The sequence below is a fragment of the Eubacterium ruminantium genome (assembly GCF_900167085.1).
GTDB lineage: Bacteria > Bacillota > Clostridia > Lachnospirales > Lachnospiraceae > Eubacterium_Q > Eubacterium_Q ruminantium.
In genome coordinates, this window is sequence record NZ_FUXA01000011.1 from 44,148 (window position 1) to 67,662 (window position 23,515).

At 36.3% G+C, this 23,515-nt stretch carries 26 protein-coding genes and 1 tRNA gene; 26 read left to right on the forward strand and 1 reads right to left on the reverse strand.

Translation table 11 applies throughout. The features are described from left to right. Nucleotides 1–4: 4 nt before the first annotated feature. The 26 genes from B5D25_RS09345 (at nt 5) to B5D25_RS09465 (ending at nt 22,325) form a co-directional block, all read left to right on the forward strand. Nucleotides 5–436, forward strand: a complete 432-nt coding sequence (locus B5D25_RS09345; protein WP_027440122.1) for a pyridoxamine 5'-phosphate oxidase family protein — start codon at nt 5–7, stop codon at nt 434–436. Nucleotides 437–655: 219 nt separating this feature from the next. After that, nucleotides 656–1,183, forward strand: coding sequence for a nitroreductase family protein (locus B5D25_RS09350; RefSeq protein WP_078787704.1), 528 nt, complete (start codon nt 656–658; stop codon nt 1,181–1,183). A gap of 177 nt (nt 1,184–1,360) precedes the next feature. Then, entirely contained in the window at nt 1,361–1,579 is a 219-nt protein-coding gene (locus B5D25_RS09355) for a hypothetical protein (RefSeq protein WP_078787705.1), read from the forward strand. 63 nt (nt 1,580–1,642) lie between these two features. Beyond that, complete coding sequence (locus tag B5D25_RS09360; RefSeq protein ID WP_078787706.1) at nt 1,643–2,113, forward strand: GNAT family N-acetyltransferase; 471 nt, start codon at nt 1,643–1,645, stop codon at nt 2,111–2,113. A gap of 291 nt (nt 2,114–2,404) precedes the next feature. Then, on the forward strand, nt 2,405–4,231 hold the full coding sequence (locus B5D25_RS09365) for an ABC transporter permease (protein WP_242870233.1): 1,827 nt from the start codon (nt 2,405–2,407) through the stop codon (nt 4,229–4,231). A 207-nt stretch (nt 4,232–4,438) separates the two neighbouring features. Continuing rightward, nucleotides 4,439–4,771, forward strand: coding sequence for a helix-turn-helix domain-containing protein (locus B5D25_RS09370; protein WP_078787708.1), 333 nt, complete (start codon nt 4,439–4,441; stop codon nt 4,769–4,771). Beyond that, nucleotides 4,768–6,066 carry a type II toxin-antitoxin system HipA family toxin gene (locus B5D25_RS09375; protein ID WP_078787709.1) on the forward strand — a complete coding sequence of 433 codons (1,299 nt, stop codon included), beginning with the start codon at nt 4,768–4,770 and terminating at the stop codon, nt 6,064–6,066. Before B5D25_RS09370 ends, B5D25_RS09375 begins: the two co-directional genes overlap by 4 nt. 145 nt (nt 6,067–6,211) lie before the next feature. After that, nucleotides 6,212–7,537: a hypothetical protein gene (locus tag B5D25_RS09380; RefSeq protein WP_078787710.1), complete on the forward strand. Its 1,326-nt coding sequence runs from the start codon at nt 6,212–6,214 to the stop codon at nt 7,535–7,537. 403 nt (nt 7,538–7,940) lie between these two features. Then, nucleotides 7,941–8,762, forward strand: a complete 822-nt coding sequence (locus B5D25_RS09385; protein ID WP_159444140.1) for an extracellular solute-binding protein — start codon at nt 7,941–7,943, stop codon at nt 8,760–8,762. A 21-nt stretch (nt 8,763–8,783) separates the two neighbouring features. Then, nucleotides 8,784–9,386: a DUF3592 domain-containing protein gene (locus tag B5D25_RS09390; RefSeq protein WP_078787712.1), complete on the forward strand. Its 603-nt coding sequence runs from the start codon at nt 8,784–8,786 to the stop codon at nt 9,384–9,386. A gap of 83 nt (nt 9,387–9,469) precedes the next feature. After that, nucleotides 9,470–9,826, forward strand: a complete 357-nt coding sequence (locus B5D25_RS09395; protein WP_078787713.1) for an arsenate reductase family protein — start codon at nt 9,470–9,472, stop codon at nt 9,824–9,826. 233 nt (nt 9,827–10,059) lie between these two features. Further along, nucleotides 10,060–10,467 (forward strand): (deoxy)nucleoside triphosphate pyrophosphohydrolase, encoded by a 408-nt coding sequence (locus B5D25_RS13125; protein WP_276708446.1) that lies wholly within the window; start codon nt 10,060–10,062, stop codon nt 10,465–10,467. A gap of 67 nt (nt 10,468–10,534) precedes the next feature. Further along, nucleotides 10,535–11,152 carry an HD domain-containing protein gene (locus B5D25_RS09405; RefSeq protein WP_078787714.1) on the forward strand — a complete coding sequence of 206 codons (618 nt, stop codon included), beginning with the start codon at nt 10,535–10,537 and terminating at the stop codon, nt 11,150–11,152. A gap of 242 nt (nt 11,153–11,394) precedes the next feature. Beyond that, nucleotides 11,395–12,246: a Rossmann-like and DUF2520 domain-containing protein gene (locus B5D25_RS09410; protein WP_078787715.1), complete on the forward strand. Its 852-nt coding sequence runs from the start codon at nt 11,395–11,397 to the stop codon at nt 12,244–12,246. Between the two features lie 4 nt (nt 12,247–12,250). Continuing rightward, nucleotides 12,251–13,081 carry a 3-methyl-2-oxobutanoate hydroxymethyltransferase gene (panB, locus tag B5D25_RS09415; RefSeq protein WP_078787716.1) on the forward strand — a complete coding sequence of 277 codons (831 nt, stop codon included), beginning with the start codon at nt 12,251–12,253 and terminating at the stop codon, nt 13,079–13,081. 131 nt (nt 13,082–13,212) lie between these two features. Next, nucleotides 13,213–14,064, forward strand: coding sequence for a pantoate--beta-alanine ligase (gene panC, locus B5D25_RS09420; RefSeq protein WP_078787717.1), 852 nt, complete (start codon nt 13,213–13,215; stop codon nt 14,062–14,064). Nucleotides 14,065–14,068: 4 nt separating this feature from the next. Beyond that, entirely contained in the window at nt 14,069–14,473 is a 405-nt protein-coding gene (gene panD / locus B5D25_RS09425) for an aspartate 1-decarboxylase (RefSeq protein ID WP_078787718.1), read from the forward strand. Nucleotides 14,474–14,499: 26 nt separating this feature from the next. Further along, on the forward strand, nt 14,500–15,711 hold the full coding sequence (coaBC, locus tag B5D25_RS09430) for a bifunctional phosphopantothenoylcysteine decarboxylase/phosphopantothenate--cysteine ligase CoaBC (protein ID WP_078787719.1): 1,212 nt from the start codon (nt 14,500–14,502) through the stop codon (nt 15,709–15,711). A gap of 122 nt (nt 15,712–15,833) precedes the next feature. Then, entirely contained in the window at nt 15,834–16,493 is a 660-nt protein-coding gene (pyrE, locus tag B5D25_RS09435) for an orotate phosphoribosyltransferase (protein WP_078787720.1), read from the forward strand. Between the two features lie 13 nt (nt 16,494–16,506). Continuing rightward, a complete protein-coding gene (locus tag B5D25_RS13035) occupies nt 16,507–16,656 on the forward strand; it encodes a hypothetical protein (RefSeq protein ID WP_176755108.1) in 150 nt (49 codons plus the stop codon). Nucleotides 16,657–16,668: 12 nt separating this feature from the next. Then, complete coding sequence (locus B5D25_RS09440) at nt 16,669–19,296, forward strand: LTA synthase family protein (RefSeq protein WP_078787721.1); 2,628 nt, start codon at nt 16,669–16,671, stop codon at nt 19,294–19,296. 14 nt (nt 19,297–19,310) lie between these two features. Continuing rightward, on the forward strand, nt 19,311–19,739 hold the full coding sequence (locus B5D25_RS09445; protein WP_353736472.1) for an Lrp/AsnC family transcriptional regulator: 429 nt from the start codon (nt 19,311–19,313) through the stop codon (nt 19,737–19,739). Then, nucleotides 19,736–20,605, forward strand: a complete 870-nt coding sequence (locus B5D25_RS09450; protein ID WP_242870227.1) for a patatin-like phospholipase family protein — start codon at nt 19,736–19,738, stop codon at nt 20,603–20,605. Before B5D25_RS09445 ends, B5D25_RS09450 begins: the two co-directional genes overlap by 4 nt. Beyond that, nucleotides 20,598–21,557: a biotin--[acetyl-CoA-carboxylase] ligase gene (locus tag B5D25_RS09455; protein WP_078787723.1), complete on the forward strand. Its 960-nt coding sequence runs from the start codon at nt 20,598–20,600 to the stop codon at nt 21,555–21,557. The genes B5D25_RS09450 and B5D25_RS09455 overlap by 8 nt, the downstream gene beginning before the upstream one ends. A gap of 168 nt (nt 21,558–21,725) precedes the next feature. Beyond that, nucleotides 21,726–21,797, forward strand: a tRNA-Gly gene (locus B5D25_RS09460). A gap of 39 nt (nt 21,798–21,836) precedes the next feature. Then, a complete protein-coding gene (locus B5D25_RS09465) occupies nt 21,837–22,325 on the forward strand; it encodes an acyl-CoA thioesterase (protein ID WP_078787724.1) in 489 nt (162 codons plus the stop codon). A 74-nt stretch (nt 22,326–22,399) separates the two neighbouring features. On the opposite strand, the gene B5D25_RS09470 is transcribed toward B5D25_RS09465, so the two are convergent. Further along, a complete protein-coding gene (locus tag B5D25_RS09470) occupies nt 22,400–23,323 on the reverse strand; it encodes a tRNA-dihydrouridine synthase family protein (protein WP_078787725.1) in 924 nt (307 codons plus the stop codon). Between the last annotated feature and the right edge of the window lie 192 nt (nt 23,324–23,515).

Sequence of the window (23,515 nt, forward strand, 5' to 3'; positions counted from 1 at the left end):
TATTATGACAAAAGAAGAAATGATTGCTTTTATGAATGCAAATCCGGTAATGCAGCTTGCAACTGTTGAGGGAGATAAGCCAAGAGTTAGGGCGATTTTGCTTTTTAAAGCGGATGAAAAAGGAATCATATTTCATACCGCGAATACAAAAGATTTGTATAAGCAGCTGATGAAGAATCCAAATGTTGAGATATGTTTTAATAGTCCTGATACTCAGTTACGAGTGACTGGTGTCGCGCATGTAGATGATGATCCGAAGCTCAGAGAGGAGATTTTCGCTCATCCAACTCGTAAATTCCTTCAGGCCTGGAAAGATATGGGAATAGATAATTTGCTTACCGTATTTCGAGTTACAGATTGTATTGGAACAACATGGACTATGCAAACAAATTTTAATCCTAAGGAATATGTCGAGATTACTGAATTAGAAAGATAAAAATGAAAAGACGAAAGAAGTAGTAGCTCAAATAAATGTAATATAAATACAGTGGTAGGGCGTTACAAGTAGATACTTGTAACGTCTTTTTTCATCTATTCAGAATAAATGGTTTATGATATATTTTAAAATTGGAAGCGGTTTTTGTTGGCGACTGAATATACTTTTTATGGATTTAGGATCTTTAAATATACTGGAAGTAAATGGAGGATCACGTAAGTGAATGTAATAGAGGCAATTTATAAAAGACATAGCTATAGAGGAAGATATTTGGCTAAACCAGTTTCAAAAGATGATTTAGTGAAGATAATGGAAGCAGGGATAGCAGCTCCATCGGGATGTAATAAACAAACAACCAGTTTTATTGCAGTGGATGATCCGGATATATTAAAGAAGATTATCGGGGTTATTGATCCTCCGGTATGTGAAACGGCCCCTGCGATAATTGTGGTATTAACTCAAAGAATAAATGCATATAGAGACAGGTGTTTTTCTGTTCAGGATTACTCTGCTGCAATCGAGAACATGTTACTGACAATCGTGGAACTTGGATATCAAAGCTGCTGGTATGAAGGTCATATTACAGATGAAGACAGAATATGTGACAAAATAGCGAAGATTCTCTCGGTGCCGGATGATTATGAAGTTATAAGCATATTGCCAGTGGGAGTGGCTGAAAATGAGCCTTCAAACCCGAAGAAAAAAGAATTTGAAGAAAGAGCTTGGTTTAATACATTCAAAGGATGAAAGAATAAAATATTTCAGAATAATGGGGTTATGATATATTGAAAATATAATGTGATTACCATTTGCGACATCTTTTATTCTATTTACGACAGATTTGATATATATATCCGAATTTTAGTGTATTATTCAATCATCAAAGTAATCGATTAAAGAAATACGAAGGTGGAGGTTAAGAAAATGACTAAAGTAAAAGGTTATGATGACTTACCAAAGAGTGATATCGTTTTATGGATAATATCAGTTGTTTTATGTTTGATAGGACTTGGATTAATGTTCTTAGATATGGCAGATATACTGGAAGTGAAAACATATATTCAACTTGCATTTATAGTTGTCGGTCAGTTTATTAATATATTTTGCATTATAAAGAATAAAGATAAATTTCACAGAAAATAGAAGTAATAAACAATTGATTATAAATACGCAAAATTATTCGGAGGTGGATGGAGGGTAGAATATATGGAAATTGTTTATAAAAAATTATCGGAAAATGAATTGAGCAGAATCATAAAAATGAGAATCGACCAGCTGACGGAAGAATATACATCAGAGGGCAGAACTGTACCGGAAGATGTGGATCTCGAAGCATCACTGATGGATTTTTATAAAAGAAATCTGGCTGCAGGCACTTATGTTTCTTGGCTTGCATTTGACGGTGATAAGATTATCGGAACAAGTGGAATGTCATTTGCTGAAAAACCACCATATTTTTCATGCCCTTCAGGAAAACTTGGAATCCTGTCCAGCATGTATACCAATCCTAACTACAGGAGGATGGGAATAGCTACACAGTTACTTGATAGAGTAGTAAAAGAAGCAAAAGAATATGGTTGCGGAACAATCTATATTACAGCTTCAGATATGGGAGTAAAGTTATACGAATCATACGGATTTAAGCATAACGGAAATTTCATGCAGTATAATTTTTGACATTAAAGAGAGCCTCCTTGATATTTTAAAATTTTATCATAGAAGACCATACATAAGACCTACTGCAAAATGTGCAGCGGTTAATCCTAGGATAAGCAAGTACGATTATAGTGGACATTATTTCAGAATTGAAAGAATTCAGAAATAATGTGGTAAGAATCATATGATACCCTATCTTTTGTAAAATGAAATGCAAAAGGTAGGGTTTTTAAAATGTCAAACACAAGAAAAAAAGCAGTTAAGAAATTGGCCTCAGGCCCAATAAGGACAAACAAAGGAAAATACTCAGTGATGATTTTTTCAATCATTCTGACTACGGTATTATTCTCATCTCTTTTTACAATAGTCGGAAGTCTGTTAAGCGAGTTCAGACAGTCATCAATGGGACAGTATGATTACATGGATCCGTCAGCTGCTCTGATCTGTGTAGCAGCATTAGTTATATTCATGGTATCCGGTTATTTAATCATCAATAATATTTTCGATATCAATATTGTATCTGAAATGAAGGAATACGGACTTCTTAAGACTATCGGAACTTCAGGTAAACAGATACGAAGAATAGTGAAATACAGAACAAGACGTATATGTCTTATAGCTATCCCTATTGGTCTTGCCATAGGTTGCGGTATCGGTGGATGGATGCTTCCGATGATAGGAAGATTTATCAATACTGTAGGTGCAAATAAAGGTCAGGTTCATATGAGTATATGGATAATCCTTTTCACCGCTTTTTTCTCATATATAACAGTTGCTATAAGTGGAGGAAAGCCACGAAGAAAGGCATCAAAGATATCGCCGGTTGAAGCCTCTCGTTACAACGGTAATCTTAAAAAGAACGGAAAACCTAAGAAGAAAGTGATCTTGGTTGTTCTTTCTCTTTCATTTTCTCTTGTAATACTTAATAGTGCGTATACTTTAATGAGCAGCTTCAGTACTGATTCTTACGCTGAAGAATATATAGTCTGTGATTTTTGTGTTCAGGACGAGCTTCTCGATAATGCAGGGCAGAATGAGAAGAATGTAAATGCTGTTGACAGTGTATTCTTTGACGAACTCAGTAAACAGCAGGGTGTTGAAAGTATCGGCAATTTATATCTTAATCATGAAAGCTATACATTTTCACCGGAAGTGTGGAATGAGATTGAAAAGTATTTCTTCTCGGATGAAGTAGTAAAGATGCAGATTGAATCATTCTATGCAGGTGATGGATACACAGTAAAAAGTTATCTTAAAGACCTTCACAATAAACGCGCCATGGAGGGCAATACTTACGGCATGAGCAAGATGACAGTTGAAAAGCTGTATGACGTGCAGACAATGGATGGGGCTACAAGTGTTGACTGGGAGAAGTTTAATTCTGGTAATTATGTTCTTGCTGAAAGATGGCAGTATTCAAATGACGGATTCCTTAATGTTGTAAATCCGGGAGACAAGGTTGAGATAGGAGGAAGAGAATATACAGTTTATGCATCAGTTGATATTCCGATGGTAATTGAATATCCGGTATACGGTCCTATTGAATGTAATTTTATACTTCCTGAAGATGAATATCTTTCTATTTATGGTGAAGTAAATCCAATGCGTACTCTTATTGATGTAAATGATGGCTGCGAGGAAGGTTTCGAGGAATGGATAAAAGGTTATACAGCAGATTCTAATCTTAGTTATACATCTAAGAAGAGTGTTATAGAGGATAATAGAGCATTTGGAGAACTCTTTGCTATAGCAGGATTATTCGTGGCAGTAATCCTTGGACTTATCGGTGTTATGAACTTTGGTAATACTATGATCGCATCAATTATTTCAAGAAGTCGTGAACTTGCTGTACTTGAAGCAGTTGGAATGACAGAGAAGCAGCAGAAGAGAAGTCTTTTAAAAGATGGATTCAGATATTTTACATATACCTCTATACTTTCGGTGGTATTATCAAGCATTATAAATGTAACTGCAGTGAAGTCATTTGTTAATAATCTTCCAATGTTTTCATGGAGATTCAGTCTTACTTCACTTGCATTATGCCTTCCGGTGATATTAGTTATCATTCTCATAATTCCGGCAGCGGCATATAAAAGACTCAGTAGAAGAAGCGTGGTTGATAGACTTAGAATGGAGTAAGATTCGGAAAGACTTAGTGTAAATTAGTAAAATATGATTGATGACAGGAAAATGTTTGTTCATATAGACAAAAATGACTATTTATGATAATATAAAGACACTATATAGACAATAATGACTATTTAAAGTTATAAAAATACTTTAAATAGAAAAAAATGACTGCTTATAAACATATATTGACATTAATAAAATAAATGGAGTTTTAGTATGAACAAACAAAAAAACTGTCAGGAATATATTAATGAACTGGGCAGAAGGATAAAACAATATAGAATTATGCGAGAAATGTCACAACAGGAGCTCGCAGATAAAACCGGAATCTCCAAAAGGAGCATATCCCGACTGGAGCAGGGAGAATCAGTACAGTTAAATAATCTGTTTTTGATCCTTATTGCTTTGGATTTGGGAGATAACATAGAATTGCTGGTTCCCGATCAGGCGAAAAGACCAAGTTTTTACTTGGAAAAGACTGAGAAGATCACTAAACGTGTTAAGAAAAAGACTGAGAAAAAAGCATTTAAATGGGGAGATGAAGAATGAATCATACAGCAGAAGTGTTTCTTTGGGGAACAAGAATAGGTATTATCCATCAGGAACCCGGTTCGCCCTATGCAGCATTTGAATATGATAATGGTTTTGTGAACAGTGGGATTGAGCTGTCTCCAATCAGAATGCCTCTCGGAAGGAATATCTATGAATTTCCGTCTCTTGTCGGAGAGCCTTTTTACGGGATGCCCGGACTTGTAGCAGATTCATTACCGGACAGATTTGGTAATGCTGTTATAGAGCGTTGGCTTTCAAATCAAGGTAAGTCTCTGTCCGATTTCACTGCAATCGATAGACTGTGCTATACAGGGAAAAGAGGAATGGGCGCATTGGAATATGTCCCTGCAAGTGTGGATATCGGGGACGTTGATGACGATATAAATGTGCGTGAAATGGTAAGGTTTGCATCGGATATTTTGGCCGGGAGAGAAAGTGTAGTCTTAAATGCAAATGATAAACTGGCATACTCGCAATTGGTACAGGTTGGAAGTTCTGCCGGCGGTGCCAGGGCGAAAGCGCTTATAGCATGGAATGAAGAGACAAATGAAATAAGATCCGGACAGATCAAGTTAGGACCGGGATATGATTATTGGATCATAAAGTTTGATCATGTTTCAAAAAACGGAGATCATGGACTTGAAGATAAACCGGAATATACATTGATCGAGTATGCATATTATCTCATGGCGGTAAGTGCAGGAGTTGTGATGAATCCATGCAGGATTTATGAGTCTGATGGGGATCATCATTTTATGACCAAACGTTTTGACAGGGAGAATGGTAAAAAATTACATATGCAATCTCTTGGAGCATTGGCGCATATAAGCTACCAGGAGCCGGGAGCTTGCGGATATGAACTTGCTTCAGCTTACATGAAAGAACTCGGATTATACCATAAAGAGATAGAACAGTTTTACCGTAGAATGGTATTTAACTGTCTTGCAGTAAATCAGGATGATCATGTGAAAAATATATCTTTTGTTATGGATAAAAGCGGAAAGTGGCAATTATCGCCTGCGTATGATATTACATTTTCATACAACCCTGATAACAAATGGTTGAGAGCTCACCAGATGACGGTAAACGGTAAGCAAACAGAAATAGGACTGAGTGACCTTATTGAAGCAGGAAGCAGAATGGGAATAAAGGAACGACGCTGCAAGGATATGATCAGCGAAGTTAAAACTGCAGTAGATAAATTTGGTTCTTTTGCTGAGAAGGTGGGAATAAAAGAAAAAACTGCCGGCTATATAAAATCAGTTATAGATGCAAATTCTGTTGATATATAGAAAGTATCATGAAAGAAAATGGATCAAGCAGAAAATGGATCAGACAAAAAATCAGTAAGATAAAAGAACAGACAAAAATACACAACTCAGAAAACAATCAGATATATATGCTTTAAAAGGCTGTTTACAGAAAGGGTTTTTCATCATGAGATACAAGAATAAGAATATAAGATGGTACTATAGTGTAATGTATACTGTCTTTGTAATAGGATCAGTGGTTATAGGGCTGGGACTTTTGCTTATGATTATTGGACTTATATCAACAAGCAAGAGGTTGAATAATGTGCAACATATTGATACGGTTTTACAGGATTCGGGAAATCATGCCGGAAACGCAGCATATTTTGATATAACAGAATCACCGGTTTTTTTGAGTTCCTACAAGAAGGATGATTACTATCTTATAACCGATGGAAATGAATATCGTATAGCTGAACTCGGTGGTAAAGAATACGAAAAGATAAAATCAGCTGTTGATGAGACAGGTTCTTATCATGTTTGTGGAATGACTCATTTTATAGTTGATTCTGATACAAGAAAAGATATTGCATCTAAAGTTAGCAGTCTTACAGGTCAAAACATGACTAGTAAAACTATGGATGACGTGCTTGGTGATGTGGTCATTGAATGTATGAAGATCAATTTTTGGAATTTGTATAAAAATAGTGCCGGCATGGTCGGAATTATTATTGTGCCTATATTTCTGATTTTATTATTCCTTCCAAGCTTCTATGAACTCAGAACATCGCGTAAAGTCACATCTCTCGGTAATATAACTGCTAAAGAAATAGATGCTGAAGCATGTAAAGATGGTTCGGTATGGTTAAGTGATCTGAGGATTTATGTAACGGAGAATATGGTGCTCGGTATAATCAGTGATGCTAAAAAACATTATGGTCAGGTGGCGCTTAAGTATAACGAAATACAAAGGATATATGGATATAATAAGTCCGATGAGAATAAACCTGTTGAGCGAAGTTATATTGTTGAAGCTGTTGCTGTTGACGGAAATAAGTATATATTGTCTGATTCAAAAATGACTTGGAGTTCGGATGATTGGACTAATGAAATGGATACACTTTTTGAGCTGATCAAGGATAAGAATCCAAATGTTCAGTGTGAACCGGATGATGTAAAGTATTTAACATACAGATTTGCGTATACTGTGCTTGATGAAGATGGAAATGAATCCTCAGAAATGGCTGTAGATGCTGAAGATATCATAAGTGACTTTAATAGTAGCAATTTAGAATCATATTTTAAACCTGCAGATGCTATAGTTTCTATGAAAATGAGTATTCCTGCGGATGGCGTGGTTGAGATCACTACCGGTTTCTTTGGGGATAGAGAAGAAGAGGTTAAACCTGTGCTTTACGACTTCCTGAAGGGGCAGCTTATGGATGGCTGGGGTGAAGATGTTAACATGGATTATGGTTGCGTGATTGATTTCAAAGAATTAGATGTTCATTAAATGAAATTGGTAAATAAATGAATAGAAAAAGGTGTCATTAGTGTGCTGATGATACCTTTTTTTGCTATTCAGATACCACCTTTTTATGGTATATTTTATATATGGGGAATAACCGAACCCGGAGGCTTTTAATAAGGAGAAAAAAGAGTATCAGGCAAAATTCACTGAGGTACTTGAGAAACTTATTGACGGATAGTCCATTAAAAAAGGGTGATCAGGTTGAAAAAAACTTTAATCAGTATAGTAAATGTAATCATTATAGCGTTCATATTGATTTTCGTTGTTTTTTATTCAAGATATGAGAATAAAGAATTTTACCTTAGACAGATTGAAAACTTTGAAAATACTACAGTCACCATGGAACAGGTAACGGAAAATCATCTTGAAGGTGAGCAAAGAATTTGTGAATCAGTCTATTTTTGAAAAGGAAGGTCTTAGTGTACCTACAACATATAAGGAGCTTGTTGATGTGTGCAATTCATTTCGTGAAAAAGGTTATGAAAATCCGATTATGGGATTCTCAAAAGATGAGAAAACTTCGCTTTTTACTTTGACCATCTATCCATATTTCTGTGAAACAGTGGCAAAGGACGCTGAGGCTGTCAAAAAACTGAATTCTCTCAATACTTCTGCCGGAGAATATATGCGCCCTTCACTTGAAAGGATAACTAAGTTTATGCAAGAAGGTTGTATAAATCTTAATGCTTGTGATAAGATTGAAGACAATTATGAGGCAGTAATACTTCGCTTTTTTGAAGGTGATATACCGATGATGACTTGCTCCGGAGATACTGTGTCCGGTACGAAGAAAAGGGAAAGTCGTTCGGAAGCATTTATAGCTAAGCCTTTTACATATACATTTGTTCCGATTCCTATATCTGATGAGGGTGCAATATTCCTGGATATGTCGAATCTGCAGTTTTCTGTCAATAAAGACAGTGCGAATCTGAATATGGCAAATGAATTTATGCGTTTTCTGATCACTTCCAAAGAACTAAGTGAAATGGCGCAGAATAAGGGGCTTATGTCACCGACAAAGGATCTGTCATTTAACAGTATGTATGCTGCTTTTGGTAATGTTCCGGAATCAAAGATTCTTTCTCCTGAAGAGATTGGGCTTACGGATGATGCTATCTTACAGTTAAGAATGGCAGTATATAATGTTGGAACAGGTAAAATGACAATTGATGAAGCTATTGGAGCATATGGCTCTTTTACAAAATAATATTTATAAAGAGATAAAAAAATGGGCAAAAATAACAGAAATAATAAGAAAAGAAAGAAAAAAAATCGAAATAAACAGGTTGTAAATAATCAAAATCGAAATGAAGTCGATTCTTCAAAAAAATCCATAAAGGGATATGTCATTGGAATTATTGCATGTTTGCCATTTCTTGCTTTTGGTGTAGCATTAATATTTGCGTATTTCTCAATTGATTCATCGATGAAATCCTGTACCGAGGAAACTGTAGGAGTTGTTGGGAAAGTTACCAAGTCAAAGAGTATGAAAAGAGCAAGTAGATTTTGGTATATTCAACGCAATTATAAGGCAAAATGTACATATGTAGTCAATGGGAAAGAGGTTGTTGAAAATATAAAATTATCTAAAAAGATAAGTGAAGGTCAGAGGGTCCGTATAAGGTATAATCCTAAGAATCCGGAAGAAAAATACATTGTTGGATATGAGGATACAGGAAATATAATCTTGCTTATATTTGGGATTGTTTGGAGTGCTCTGATTTTATTTATTATATTTGCCTTGGTCAACGGACTTATTTACAGAAAAACCGGAGTGGATTTGCTTCTTAAATATCAAGAATCAAAAAGGAAAAAAAGAATAGAAAGATGACATAATAAAGAATACAAATGATTTAAGACTTAATATTAGTGATAAAATGAGAAAGATTAAAAATAATCGGAGGTAAGACAACATTGGTAAAAGTATATTGCTATTCAAAATGTACAACTTGCAAGAAGGCTTTGAAATGGTTAGATGATAAAGGAGTTAAGTATCAGTTGATCGATCTTAAGGAAGATAATCCGGATGAAAAGACGCTTAGATCGCTTCATAAGAAGAGCGGACTTCCACTGAAGAGGTTCTTCAATACAAGCGGTATGATTTATAGAGAGCTTGAACTTTCGAAAAAGTTACCTGATATGAGTGAGGATGAGCAGTTTAAACTCCTTGCTTCAGACGGAATGCTCGTTAAAAGACCACTTCTTGTTACAAAAGACAAAGTGCTTACAGGATTTAAGGAGAAAGAGTGGGAAGAATGTGCATTTATTTAGTTAAGAGAATTACAGAGGCTGATTATGGATGCGAGGATACGGGAAGAGATGAGCCTATGGCTCTTCTTTTTCTTGAGCCGATATCTATAAAATCCGGTAGAGATCATAAAGATGTTGCAGTAGTAAGTAACGACAATGCTTTCGGAGGAAAAAGAGTTGAAGTATCGGAAGCATTTTTAGCAAAATATGGAATAAGTGAAGGAAAGAAAGTAGTGATAAGTGAAAATGGCGAGATCAGAAAATGCATCCGCGTAGTTGCTGCTATCATTATTTCCGAAAATTCAGATAAAAAGAAAATGGTATTTGCAACCCAGAGAGGTTATGGCGAATTTAAAGATGGTTGGGAATTTCCGGGCGGTAAGATTGAAGATGGTGAAACTCCTGAAGAAGCGATAGTTAGAGAGATAAAGGAAGAACTGGAAACAGAGATAAAGGTCGAAAACTATTTTGACACTATCGAATATGATTATCCGGAATTCCATTTATCCATGGATTGCTTTGTTGCAAGCATAGTAGAAGGCGATATCGTTTTAAAGGAACATGAGGCCGCAAAGTGGCTTACTGTGGATGAACTTGACTGCGTGGAATGGCTTCCTGCAGATATAACAATCATCGACGAAATAAGGCAGCTTCTGCAGTAATACCATTTCTTTTTTTATGTTTATTAAAATATAATCAACAGTATTCAACTAATAGGAGGAAAGTGAAATGGGGTTAGAAAATTTCCTTAGTTCAGGTAATATGAGACTGGATCAGCAGCTTAAATTTTCGGCTGAAATAGATAAGATGACGAATGTTTACAGAAGAACACTTCTTGTTTCGGGAGAAAGAAGAGAAAATGATGCAGAACATTCATGGCATGTTGCGGTAATGGCACTTCTTTTTAAGGAATACTGCGTAGAGGAGCCGAATGTTGAACGAGCTATAAAAATGCTTGTGGTTCATGATCTTATAGAGATTTATGCCGGAGACACTTTCGCATATGATGTTAAAGGAAATGAATCCAAAGCGGAAAGAGAAGCTGCGGCTGCAGACAAACTTTATTCTCAGCTGCCTCCTGAACAGGGTAGTGAACTAAAAGCTCTTTGGGAGGAGTTCGATGGGATGGAAACGGTAGATGCAAAATATGCAGCATGCCTTGACCGAATTCAGCCCCTTCTTCACAATACACTTACAGAGGGGCATACATGGCAGAATAACGGAGCTGTAAGGTCCCAGGTTGAAGCAAGGGCCGGTATAGTTAAAGAGTTTATGCCGGAAGTTTATGCGTGGATAGATAAAAATCTCGACAGAGGTGTTGAATTAGGATGGATTAAGGATATATAAATATTTCCTGAGTTTAAACAGATCAAATACACTTCTTAGTCTTAAATTTAAGTTTGATTATGTACGTAATTTTATACAATTTAATATATTTACATGTAGTATAAAATATAATATATTGTACACGAAAAGGATGGTATTCGAAAGAAGCTGTACCCGTTATATTTAATAGCTGACATATTAAGGCATGCTTTCATTTAACTTTAGTTTTATAGACCAAAGCAAAAATGAAAGGTGGTGATGGTATGAGGATTGGATTTATTGGCGCCGGAAAAGTCGGATGTACTCTCGGTAAGTATTTCAGAGAGAACGGTATTCCTGTTTCGGGATATTACAACCGAACGAGCGAACATGCGAAGGAAGCGGCGGAGTTTACTGATACTTTGTACTATGAAGATGTTAATGACCTTATAAATGAAAGCGATATGATCTTTATCACAGTCAGCGACAATTCTATTCCTATGGTTTATGGATCGTTAGACAAGAAGATCCTTGCCGGGAAGATTATTGCTCACAGTAGCGGAGCACTCTCGTCATCAGTATTCACTGATTCAGGGACGTACGGATTCTATGGTTATTCAATCCATCCAATATATGCCGTCAATGACAGATTTACAGCATATAAAAATGTTCAAAATGCATTTATTACAATTGAAGGAAATGAAGATAAGATAGATTTTCTGCTGAATCTTTTTCGAAGCTTAGGTAATAAGACTGCGAAGATATCGAGTGAAAATAAAGTGAGATATCACTCAGCAGCTGTATTTGCAAGCAATTTGGTTTGTGGGCTTTTCGGAAAAGCGGAGGATATACTTGTAAGCTGTGGCTTTTCTCAGGATGATGCAAAGGATGCACTAAAGGGACTATTTCTTGATAATGCGTCAGGTATTGCTGATAAAGGGCCTATGCTTCAGCTGACAGGACCTATTGAGAGAAATGATACAGGTACAGTCAGAAAACATCTTGATGTTCTTTCCGAAGACGAAAAAGAGGTATATATAGCGGCTTCCAAGGCTGTTTTGAAACTGGCGAAAAGGAAGCATTCTGATAGGGACTATAATGAAATGGAGACACTCTTAGGGGGTGGAAAGGAGTAACATTATGAAGAATACAGTTGTTACATTTAAGGAAATGAAGCAGAAGGGTGAGAAGATATCTATGCTTACAGGATATGATTATTCAACAGCTAAGCTGCTTGATGAAGGCGGAATAAATGGTATACTTGTTGGGGATTCTCTTGGCAATGTTATGCTTGGTTATGAAGATACAGTATCGGTTACAATGGAAGATATGATACATCACGGAGCTGCAGTAGCAAGAGGAGCTAAAAATGCACTTGTAGTTATCGATATGCCATTTATGTCATATCAAACAAGTGTATATGATGCAGTCGTAAATGCAGGCCGTCTTATGAAGGAAGGTCGTGCAAATGCAGTTAAACTTGAAGGTGGCGAAGAAGTGGCTGATGTGATAAAGGCTATTACAAAGGCAGGAATTCCTGTTATGGCTCATATCGGACTTACACCTCAGCATGTAAATGAGTTTGGTGGATATAAGGTTCAGGGTAAGGATTCAGCAACAGCAAAGAAACTTATTCGTGATGCAAAAGCTGTAGAAGCAGCCGGAGCATTTGCTGTTACACTTGAATGCGTACCATCGAAGCTTGCAGAGAAAGTTACTAAGGAACTTTCAATTCCTACAATCGGTATCGGTGCCGGTGCCGGATGTGACGGACAGATTTTAGTATATGCGGACATGCTTGCCATGTTCAGTGATTACAGACCAAAATTCGTTAAGAACTTTGCAAATGTAAGAGAAATCATGGTTCAGGCATTTAAGGAATATGATTCGGAAGTTAAGGCCGGTACTTATCCTGCAGAAGAGCATGGATATGCTATTTCAGATGAAGTACTCAGCCAGCTTGATGATTAATTAATTAGATACAAGAAGTCAAATAAAAATGACTCAATGAACAGATGAATGATCAAATAATTGGATAAATGATTAAGTAAATAATCAGATAAATTTTCAGATAAAATATGTTTAGTGAAAGGAAAAATGATATGTACGTAGTTAAAACTATTGCAGAGGTAAGAGCACACGTTGCAGCATGGAGAAAGCAGGGCAAGACAGTTGGTCTTGTTACAACAATGGGATATCTTCACGAGGGACATCAGTCACTTATAAAGAAGTCTGTTGAAGAGAACAACAGAACAGTTGTTACTATATTTGTAAATCCAATGCAGTTCGGTCCTACAGAAGACCTTGAAAGCTATCCAAGAGATCTTGAGAAGGATTTAAAGCTTTGTGAGGAAACAGGAGCTCGTCTCGTATTTGCACCTGATCCTGAAGAAATGTATGAAGAAGGATTTGTATCATACGTTGATATGAATGGTCTTACAAATCATCTTTGCGGTCTTTCAAGACCAATTCATTTCAGAGGAGTTTGTACAGTTGTAAATAAATTCTTCAATATCGTTCAGCCTGATCGTGCATATTTTGGACAGAAGGATGCTCAGCAGCTCGCTGTTATTAAGAGAATGGTTAAGGACCTTAATATGAATGTTGAGGTTATCGGTTGCCCTATAGTACGTGAGGAAGACGGACTTGCCATGAGCTCAAGAAATACATACATGGACGAGAAAGAGCATAAGGCGGCACTTATCTTAAGCCGTTCACTCCTTCTTGGTAAGAAGATCATCAATGACGGCGAGAAAGATCCTAAGAAAGTAACAGAGAAAATGATCGAGCTTATCAATTCAGAGCCAATGGCAGAGATTGATTATGTAGAGATAGTAAATAATGAGACTATGGAAGCTGTTGACAAGATTCAGGGAGAAATCCTTTGTGCTATCGCTGTAAAGATCAATAATAAAGTTAGACTTATAGACAACTTTATCATGAATGTGAGGTAAATATATGCTTCTTAATGTTTTGAAAGGTAAAATTCATAGAGCGACGGTGGTTCAGGCAGAACTTAACTATGTCGGAAGTATAACCATCGATGAGGAGCTTATGGAATCAGCCGGAATCGTTGAATATGAGAAAGTTCAGGTTGTTGATGTAGATAATGGCAACAGACTTGAGACTTATGTTATAGCCGGCGAAAGAGGCAGTGGAATGATCTGTCTTAACGGTGCGGCAGCAAGATGTGTATCTGCAGGTGATAAGGTTATCATTATGTGTTATGCGATCATGGATCCGGAAGAATTTAAAGAGAATCCGCCTAAGGTTGTATTTGTAGATGATGACAATAAGATAGTTCGTGTTACAAGATATGAAAAGCATGGGCTTCTCACAGATGAAATGATAGAAGATCAGTAAGCAGTATTTGATTGGGGAGATAAGATATGATTAAAGGTAAGAAGATTATTCTCGGTATTTCCGGAGGGATTGCAGCATATAAAATGACAAATGTCGCAAGTATGCTCTATAAACTTGGGGCTGATGTTCATGTTATCATGACTAAAAATGCATGCAATTTCATTACACCTAAGACATTTGAAGTTCTTACAAAGAATAAAGTATATATAGATACTTTCGATGAAGAACCGGATGATGCAGTAAATGTTCCGCATATTTCACTGGGACAATCAGCTGATTGTTTTTTGATCGCACCGGCTACTGCAAATATTATAGCAAAACTGGCTCATGGAATTGCAGATGATATGCTCACAACAACTGTGCTTCCTGCCAGATGCCCAATGCTTATCTGCCCATCAATGAACGGATATATGTTAGATAATTCTGTGACTCAGGAGAATATTGAGATTCTTCGTAAAAGAGGTTACAAGGTGATTGATTCCGAATTCGGAAATCTTGCCTGCGGATATGAAGGTAAGGGTAAGCTTCCGAAGGAAGAAGTTCTGGTGGAACATATTTTAAATGCAGTTGAATTTGATCATGATATGGAAGGAAAGAAGGTTATGGTTTCTGCAGGACCTACTGAGGAACCGCTTGATCCTGTTCGTATCATCACAAATCATTCTTCAGGAAAAATGGGTTATGCCCTGGCAAGAGTTGCTGCAAAACGTGGAGCAAAGGTTACTCTTGTTTCAGGACCCGTAAATCTAGAAACACCATTAAATGTTGAGAGAGTGAATATTACAACTGCGAATGATATGTATGAAGAGATAACAAAAAGGGCTGGAGACCAGGATATTATAATAATGGCGGCAGCAGTTGCTGATTATACGCCGGAAACAGTTGCAGAGAATAAAATCAAGAAAAAAGAAGGTGGCATGAGCATTCCTCTTAAGAGAACTCATGATATCCTTAAGACTCTTGGTGAGAATAAGAAAGATGGTCAGTTCATTTGCGGATTTTCTATGGAAACAGAGAATCTTCTTGAGAATTCATCAGCTAAACTTGAAAAGAAAAATGCTGATATGATCTGCGCAAACAGTCTAACTGTTCCGGGAGCAGGTTATAAGGTTGATACCAATATCATCACTCTTATCAAGAAGGTGGAAGGCAGTGATAAACCTGTGATGAGAGAACTTCCTCTTATGAGCAAAGATGAGGCAGCATTTGAGATACTTAGCGAGATAATCGGCCGATAGAAAGGAAGATTATTCACGGCAAAATCATAATATTAAGATAATAATAACTATAATTTGTTGATATATCGAAATATTTATGGTAAACTAGACATTGTTTGATTATTTTATAGGAGATGTGATCTATGGAAGCATATAAGCAGGAATTTGTTGATTTTATGTTGGACAGTAATGTTCTTAAGTTTGGTGATTTTACTCTTAAAAGTGGTCGTAAATCCCCGTTTTTCATGAATGCAGGATTATATATTACGGGTACACAGCTTATGAAACTTGGCGAATTTTACGCTAAGGCCATACATGAAGCATATGGAGATGATTTTGATGTTATCTTTGGACCTGCTTATAAGGGAATTCCTATAAGTGTTGCAACTACTATTGCATATAGCAAGCTTTACGGTAAAGAAGTAAGATATTGCTCAAATCGTAAGGAGGCTAAGGACCATGGCGATGTTGGAATCCTTCTTGGAAGTCCTATTAAGGATGGAGACAGAATAGTTGTTGTTGAAGATGTTACAACATCAGGTAAATCAATGGAAGAAACTATTCCAATCGTTAAGGCTCAGGGAGATGTAAAGATCTTAGGCCTTATGGTTTCACTCAACAGATGTGAAAGAGGTAAGGGAGATAAGAATGCTCTTGAAGAGATAAAGGATCTTTATGGATTTGAGACAAATGCGATTGTTTCTATGGATGAGATAGTTGACTATCTTGTTGAGAAGAAGGTTATCGACGATGAATTAAAGGCTCGTATTGATGCTTATTATGCAGAATACGGTGTTAAGTAATAAGGAGATTTTTATGGAGAGAGTATACAAGGTACTTAAAAGATCGGGTTCAAGAAATATTGTAACAGGGATACTTCTTATTGTTGCAGGCATTGTCTTTGGTGTCCTTAATATAGTTACAGGAGCAAAGCTTCTTCATAACAGAAGAAACATTCTTTTTTAAGGAGTATTATTGATGTCCAGAATAATATACAATTTGTCTGGAAGTCCGTTAAGTAGGAGTTTTTTAAAGACAGCAAGGTCGCTTGAATGCTACTTTGCTGTACTTTTTATATATTTTGAAGTTATGTTTCATATGCTCATTACGGGGAAATACGGTGAGAACCTCTTCCTCAAAATGGCATTTGGAGTCTTTTTTGGTTTTGTTATAGGAACAGCTGTGAGCACCATAGGAAAACTCACAGGTAAGATAACAGGTCTTGCCATTACGGTTCTTATAACAGTTTTTTATTGTGCGCATATCGTTTATTATGGTGTGTTTGCGACGCATCTTTCGGTTACGGGTTCGATAGGTTTCACTAATCAGGCTATGGATTTTACCGATGTTATCTTAAAAGAGATAAAGCATGACTGGTGGAAACTTCTCTTATTTATTATTCCTGTATTGGTTTATATTTTCGTTATTTGGAAACATTCGGAATTTAAAAGACACAGAGCTCTCGGTTATGTTGTAAATCTTGGTTCCGCGGCTGTATTTTATATAGCAATTATTTTTGTATTAAGAATTTCAAGTAATGATATTTACAGTCCGTATAAGCTTATACAGAACTATCAGTCGGTTGATATGTCTGTAAGGAAGCTGGGAGTTGTTGAGACTTTATTTGTTGAATTTACTCATCATAATAAGAATGGTGAGGTAAGTTTTGAAAATGAACTCACTTCACTTTCAAGTGGAAACGGACAAGATGTGGAAACAGTTATATCTACAGAAGATAAGACTGAAAAAGCAACAACAGAAATAGTAGAAAATGATAATAAGAATAGTTCAACAGAGGAGGTAACTACAGAGGCTCTTGTTAAGGAGAAGGTGGTGGATCGTTCTCCAAATGTTCTTGATATTGATTTTGATAAACTTATAGCTGAAGAAAAAGATGAGAATATCAAGGCAATACATAACTATGTAAAGAATGTTACACCTACAAATAAGAATGAATATACCGGAATGTTTGAAGGGTATAATCTTATTTTTGTTGTAGCAGAAGGATTTGATGGTTATCTCATTGATCAGCAAAGAACACCGACACTTTACCAGATGGCTCATAGCGGATTTTATTTTAAGAATTTTTATACCCCGCTTTGGTATGGTTCAACAATTGGTGGAGAATTTGCGAATCTTACCGGACTTATGCCGAATAACGGCGGATACCTCAGTATGAATAAGTGCGGTGAAAATGGAAATGATATGTTATTTACTCCTGCACAGCAGCTCTTAAAGAAGGGCTACGCCGTAAGAGGATATCATGATAATGATTATACATATTATGACAGAAATATCTCTCACCCGAATATGGGATACACATGGAAGGGTGTGGGAAACGGTCTTGAAGCTGAGAAATACGAAGATGGAACAGAGCTTTGGCCTCAGTCGGATGTGAAACTTATAAATGATACATTTGATGAATATTCAGGGCGTGAGCCTTTCCATACATATTATCTTACTGTCAGTGGACATGTAATGTATAATTTCGGCGGAAACGCAATGGCTGACAAGCATAGAGATATAGTTGAGAATCTTCAGTACAGCGATGAGACCAAGGCATATATAGCATGTCAGTACGAGCTTGAACTTGCTATGAAAACTTTGGTGCAGAAGCTTGAAAATGAGGGTATAGCTGATAATACACTTATTGTTCTTGTTGCCGATCATGTTCCTTATGATAATAAGAATGTAGTAGATGAACTTGCTGGAAGTACGCTCGGAGATACATTTGAGTGGTACAAGAATACACTTATCATTTGGTCTGCATCTATGAAAGAGCAGGTTGTGGTAAATAAATATTGTTCGTCACTTGATATACTTCCTACTGTTTCAAATCTTATGGGACTTCCGTATGATTCAAGAATGATAGTAGGGCAGGATATTTTATCAGACAGCCCTGCACTTGTTATGTTTAATGACAGAAGTTTTATAACTGACAGCGTTATGTATGATGCTAACACGGGAGAGGTTATGAAAATAACTGTTGCTGAAGTTAGCGATGATTATGTTGAGAGCATCAAGCAGGTTGTAAGCAATAAATTTAATCTTGCGCAGTCTATAGTTGATTATAATTATTATGCGGTTATCGATCAGGCTGTTTACGGAAATTCTGTAAATGAGCTGGATGATTCCGATAATATGCCACTGAAGAAGAAAGATAAATCAGCTGAAGATGATTCAAAAGTTTCAAATTATAAAGATGCCGGTGATGAATCAGCAAAATCGGCTGATAAGACAGATACCGATAAATCAGCAAAATCAACTGATAAGACAGGTGGCGACGAGGCGGTAAAATCAGATGATAATACCGGGAGTGATGAATCAACAAAATCAGTTGATGAGGATTCGGAAAATGAGTCGGCAAACTCAGCTGATAATAAGAACAGCGATGCAGTAATAAAGTCAAGTGATAAAGACCTCGATGAGATATATAAGAAATTGAACGGTACAACAAATAATGATAAAAAAGATAACAATAACTTTGGTAAAATGTTGAATTCCAATAAAGAGGAAGACTGGTTCAAGAAGATTACAAAAACAGATGATGATGTCGACAATTCATTGGAAAAGATAATTGAAAAACGTAAAAACGGAGGAAATTAGATCAGATGGACAATATGGATATTAAGATATTGAAATGCCTCAAAGAGAATGCAAGACTTACTGCATCTTCAATAAGTGAAGATATCGGGCTTTCTGTATCTGCTGTTATTGAGAGAATCAAGAAGATGGAAAATACCGGTGTGATAAAGGGTTATACCATCGAGATAGATCAGAATCTTATGGGTAATACCATGGTTGCACTTATGGATGTTTCACTCAAGCATCCTGATTATTATGACGGATTTGTTCAGCTGGTAAAAGAGAACGGAAGTATTGAGGATTGCTATTATCAGACGGGAGAATTTGATTTTGTTCTTAAGATAGTAACTGACAGTACTGAAGGTCTTGATAATGTATATAAAGTAATAAAGAGTTTTGAAGGTGTTGCTTCGACAGAGACACATATAGTATTAAGAACGATAAAGGAAGAGACAGCTATATGATGAATGATAAAAGATTGGGGCTTGTTCTTGAAGGCGGCGGAATGAGAGGCGTTTATACTGCCGGAGTTTTGGACGAATTTCTTGAAAATGGTATTAAGGTTGATGGACTCGTGGGAGTTTCTGCCGGAATACTTCACGGTATAAGTTATATATCGGAGCAGTACGGAAGAAATATAAGATATATTATTAAATATCGCAGTAATCCGAGATTTATGAGTGCCAAATCATATTTCAAAACAGGAAATATCTGTGAGACGGAATTTTGTTATCATGAAATTCCTGAAAAGCTGAATAAGTTTGATTATGACAAGTTCAGAGAAAATGCAAAAGAAGTAGAGGTTTATGCCGGATGTACCAACCTTGAAAATGGTAAGGCTGAGTATGTAAGAATCTACGATCTTGCTACAGATGATATTGATGCTGTCAGAGCATCTGCATCACTTCCTCTGGTTTCAGAGATAGTTGAGTATAGAGGACTTAAACTTCAGGATGGTGGGAATGCTGATAGTATTCCTCTTAAATTCATGATGGATAAAGGCTTCAAAAAGAATATTGTTGTTCTTACAAGACCGAAGGGATATGTTAAGAAGAACAGTAAGACAAATGGCCTTATGAAAGCTTTTTATAAAGAGTATCCAAGATATATCGAAACAGCTGAAAATAGAGCAGAGAATTACAATGCTTCTCTTAAACTTTGTGCAGAGATGGAAGAGGCAGGGGATGCATTTATTATTCAGCCAAGCAGAGATCTTAAAGTTAAGCGTACTGAGAAGAAAATCGAAAAAATAAAGAGAATTTATAAGCTTGGTAGATTCGATGCTCAGAATAAGATGGAAGAATTGAAGAGATTTTTGGAAAATGCTTAAAGATGACATTATAAGAATACTTGAAGAGAATAGAGGAAAGCCTGTGTCGGGCCAGGAGATAGCGGATACATATAATGTATCAAGAAATGCGGTTTGGAAGGCTATCAACAGTCTGAAAGAGTCTGGTTATAATATTATTTCCGGTCGAAACAGCGGTTATTATATCGATGACAATACAGATGTTATTTCCGAGCAGGGAATAAGACATTATCTAAATGAGGATAATAAGGAACTTAAGATCAGAAAATACAATCAGATAGATTCTACCAATAATGAGGCCAAAAGGCTTATTATTTCCGAAGATATCGATCGTATGCTTCTTGTTGCAAATGAGCAGACAGCAGGAAGAGGTAGGATGGGACGTGCATTTTATTCGCCGGGTGACACAGGTATTTATATGTCACTGATTTATAAAGTTCCGGGTGGTGTTAAGGCTCCGATGCTTATAACTATGGCAGCCGCAGTGGCTGTTGCCAGGACCATTGAGAAGTTTTCTGATAATAGACCTTCCATAAAATGGGTAAATGATATTTATCTTGGTGAGAAGAAGGTTTGCGGAATTTTGACTGAGGCCGTGACGGATCTCGAGACTGGAATGGCTGAGAAAGTCGTTGTTGGTATCGGAATAAATGTTAAGACTAAGGATTTCCCTGATGAGCTTAAGAAAAAGGCGGATTCACTTGGCATAGATAAGGTATCAAGAAATGAACTTATCGCAGGTGTTACAGATGAACTTATAAAGCTTTACGGTGAATTTGACAGTGAAAGCTTTATGAAAGAATATATTGATCATAATAATGTTGTTGGAAGAAAGATAAAGTATGAAAGAAATGAAGATACTTTGGTCGGGACTGTGGAAGAGATCTGTATGGATGGTTCTCTCAATGTTAAAGCTGAAGACGGAATTATAACAAATATATTTACCGGTGAGATATTATTCTTCAATCAATAGGAAGATTTGTATGGGTTTATTATCTTTTTTATATGAATAAATCGATATAAAATACAGATAATAAGATTGTACTTAAAAAAATGCAAAAAAAGTTTTTTATACCGGTTGACAGCCCGTAACTACTATGATATAGTATCACATGTTGCAGGAACAATACAGCAACGAAATGCGCGAGTGGCTCAGCGGTGGAGCACCTCCTTGCCAAGGAGGGGGTCGCGGGTTCGATTCCCGTCTCGCGCTTTTTTTGTGCTCAAAAATAGGTTTGTAAGGAGCAATACTATGGAATATGAGAAAGGTTTAAAAAAAGTTGCTGATTCGCAGTCAGAATGGATGAAATGTGTCCAGTATGAAGATATTAATGGCAACGGAAGACTATTCGGCGGAAGACTTATGGAATGGATGGATGAAGTTGCAGGGATTGCTGCTTTGAGACATTCCGGATGTCAGGTAACAACGGTTGCTGTGGATAATCTTAAGTTCAAGAAGGGTGCTTTCATTAATGACGTTGTTGTTATCATTGCTCGTATTACATATGTAGGAAGAACTTCTATGGAAGTCAGGGTTGATGTTTTCTTTGAGGAAAGAGAAACCGGTCATAGATTTATGATCAACAGAGCTTATTTCACTGAAGTTTGTATAGATGAAAAAGGAAAACCTATTCCTGTTCCTTATGGTATAGAGCCTGTTACAGAAGTTGAGAAAGCAGAATATGATGGGGCCTTGAAGCGTATCGAGATCAGAAAAATCAGAAGAGCAGAAGGTTACTAAAATATCATGTCGGTAAATTAATATTGAATAGAAAAAACTCTAAAGAAAAATCTTTAGAGTTTTTTTGCGTTATCTTATATATACTGTTTAACGATGTTGAATGTGTTTTTATAGCTTACTAAAGAATTACTCTTCAGTATTTCCTTTGTGAGTTTCTTATCGATATTAAGCCCCTTGCTAAAATAAACCCAAAGTTCTTTCATTTTCTTCACAACCTGATCTTCATAATTCATTTCTGTTACATAATTATTCAGAAGCTCATCATGGAAGAGGATAAATGATTTTTTGAAATCCGGGAAGGAATCATTTCCTGTTTTAATCTTATATGCAAGAGAAGGGTCGTTGATAAGACCTCGGCCGATCATGATAGAATCTTTTTTATAATACGGGTCATCGATGGTAGTGATGTCTCCGTTGTATGTGAAAAGAGTATCAGGCATATAACCTTTCAGATAAGATATCATTTGCTCATAAATATCTCTGTGAGCGGTACCTTTATATAATTCTTTACCGACTCTTGGATGAATGATAAGTTCTTTGATTGGATAATTCTTGTAAATCTCAGCAATATCTTCCCATTCATTGATGAATTCAAAACCTATTCTGGTCTTGATGGATATTGATATTGGTGTTCTGTCAAAAATATCATCCAGGAATTTTTTTAATTCATTTGTTTTATCAAGAAAACCTGAACCGCGTCCTTTAGATGTAACCGTACCTGAAGGACAACCAAGATTTAGATTAACTTCATCATATCCAAGATTCTGAAGCTGCTTGGTTATGGTTATAAAAAGATCCGAATCATTTACCAGTAGCTGAGGGATAAGATTTTCCGGATCATTATTGTCAGGATTCACATCTCGAAGCTCACGTCCCTTAAGATGACTGGCGGTAAGAAATGGTGTGTAGAACTTGTCTATGCCGCCGAAATACTTATTAATAGCATTTCTGTAAATATATGTTGTTATTCCTTCCATTGGTGCAAGGCTGATCATCATTATTAGCTCTCCGATAATAAGATTTTAAACTTGAGAAAGTATAACATATCCTTAAAACTCTTACAATTTGTAATTGTTTTTTTTATATTACGGGTATAGATGTAAAAGGTATAATAATCTGTACTTGAAGCGATAAAAGTATTATAATATATGGGTGTTTTTACAACTATATATATAGTAGAGGGATTACAA

What these genes read in the sequence shown, in the direction of transcription:
- B5D25_RS09445 (WP_353736472.1), top strand. Translation starts at nt 19,311, where the DNA reads ATGGATATTAAGATATTGAAATGCCTCAAAGAGAATGCAAGACTTACT.
- B5D25_RS09465 (WP_078787724.1), top strand. Translation starts at nt 21,837, where the DNA reads ATGGAATATGAGAAAGGTTTAAAAAAAGTTGCTGATTCGCAGTCAGAA.
- B5D25_RS09440 (WP_078787721.1), top strand. Translation starts at nt 16,669, where the DNA reads ATGTCCAGAATAATATACAATTTGTCTGGAAGTCCGTTAAGTAGGAGT.
- B5D25_RS09345 (WP_027440122.1), top strand. Translation starts at nt 5, where the DNA reads ATGACAAAAGAAGAAATGATTGCTTTTATGAATGCAAATCCGGTAATG.
- B5D25_RS09410 (WP_078787715.1), top strand. Translation starts at nt 11,395, where the DNA reads ATGAGGATTGGATTTATTGGCGCCGGAAAAGTCGGATGTACTCTCGGT.
- B5D25_RS09370 (WP_078787708.1), top strand. Translation starts at nt 4,439, where the DNA reads ATGAACAAACAAAAAAACTGTCAGGAATATATTAATGAACTGGGCAGA.
- B5D25_RS09405 (WP_078787714.1), top strand. Translation starts at nt 10,535, where the DNA reads ATGGGGTTAGAAAATTTCCTTAGTTCAGGTAATATGAGACTGGATCAG.
- B5D25_RS09450 (WP_242870227.1), top strand. Translation starts at nt 19,736, where the DNA reads ATGATGAATGATAAAAGATTGGGGCTTGTTCTTGAAGGCGGCGGAATG.
- B5D25_RS09470 (WP_078787725.1), bottom strand. Translation starts at nt 23,323, where the DNA reads ATGATGATCAGCCTTGCACCAATGGAAGGAATAACAACATATATTTAC.
- B5D25_RS09390 (WP_078787712.1), top strand. Translation starts at nt 8,784, where the DNA reads ATGGGCAAAAATAACAGAAATAATAAGAAAAGAAAGAAAAAAAATCGA.
- B5D25_RS09375 (WP_078787709.1), top strand. Translation starts at nt 4,768, where the DNA reads ATGAATCATACAGCAGAAGTGTTTCTTTGGGGAACAAGAATAGGTATT.
- B5D25_RS09380 (WP_078787710.1), top strand. Translation starts at nt 6,212, where the DNA reads ATGAGATACAAGAATAAGAATATAAGATGGTACTATAGTGTAATGTAT.
- panC (WP_078787717.1), top strand. Translation starts at nt 13,213, where the DNA reads ATGTACGTAGTTAAAACTATTGCAGAGGTAAGAGCACACGTTGCAGCA.
- B5D25_RS09360 (WP_078787706.1), top strand. Translation starts at nt 1,643, where the DNA reads ATGGAAATTGTTTATAAAAAATTATCGGAAAATGAATTGAGCAGAATC.
- pyrE (WP_078787720.1), top strand. Translation starts at nt 15,834, where the DNA reads ATGGAAGCATATAAGCAGGAATTTGTTGATTTTATGTTGGACAGTAAT.
- B5D25_RS09365 (WP_242870233.1), top strand. Translation starts at nt 2,405, where the DNA reads ATGATTTTTTCAATCATTCTGACTACGGTATTATTCTCATCTCTTTTT.
- B5D25_RS09355 (WP_078787705.1), top strand. Translation starts at nt 1,361, where the DNA reads ATGACTAAAGTAAAAGGTTATGATGACTTACCAAAGAGTGATATCGTT.
- panD (WP_078787718.1), top strand. Translation starts at nt 14,069, where the DNA reads ATGCTTCTTAATGTTTTGAAAGGTAAAATTCATAGAGCGACGGTGGTT.
- B5D25_RS09455 (WP_078787723.1), top strand. Translation starts at nt 20,598, where the DNA reads ATGCTTAAAGATGACATTATAAGAATACTTGAAGAGAATAGAGGAAAG.
- B5D25_RS13035 (WP_176755108.1), top strand. Translation starts at nt 16,507, where the DNA reads ATGGAGAGAGTATACAAGGTACTTAAAAGATCGGGTTCAAGAAATATT.
- panB (WP_078787716.1), top strand. Translation starts at nt 12,251, where the DNA reads ATGAAGAATACAGTTGTTACATTTAAGGAAATGAAGCAGAAGGGTGAG.
- coaBC (WP_078787719.1), top strand. Translation starts at nt 14,500, where the DNA reads ATGATTAAAGGTAAGAAGATTATTCTCGGTATTTCCGGAGGGATTGCA.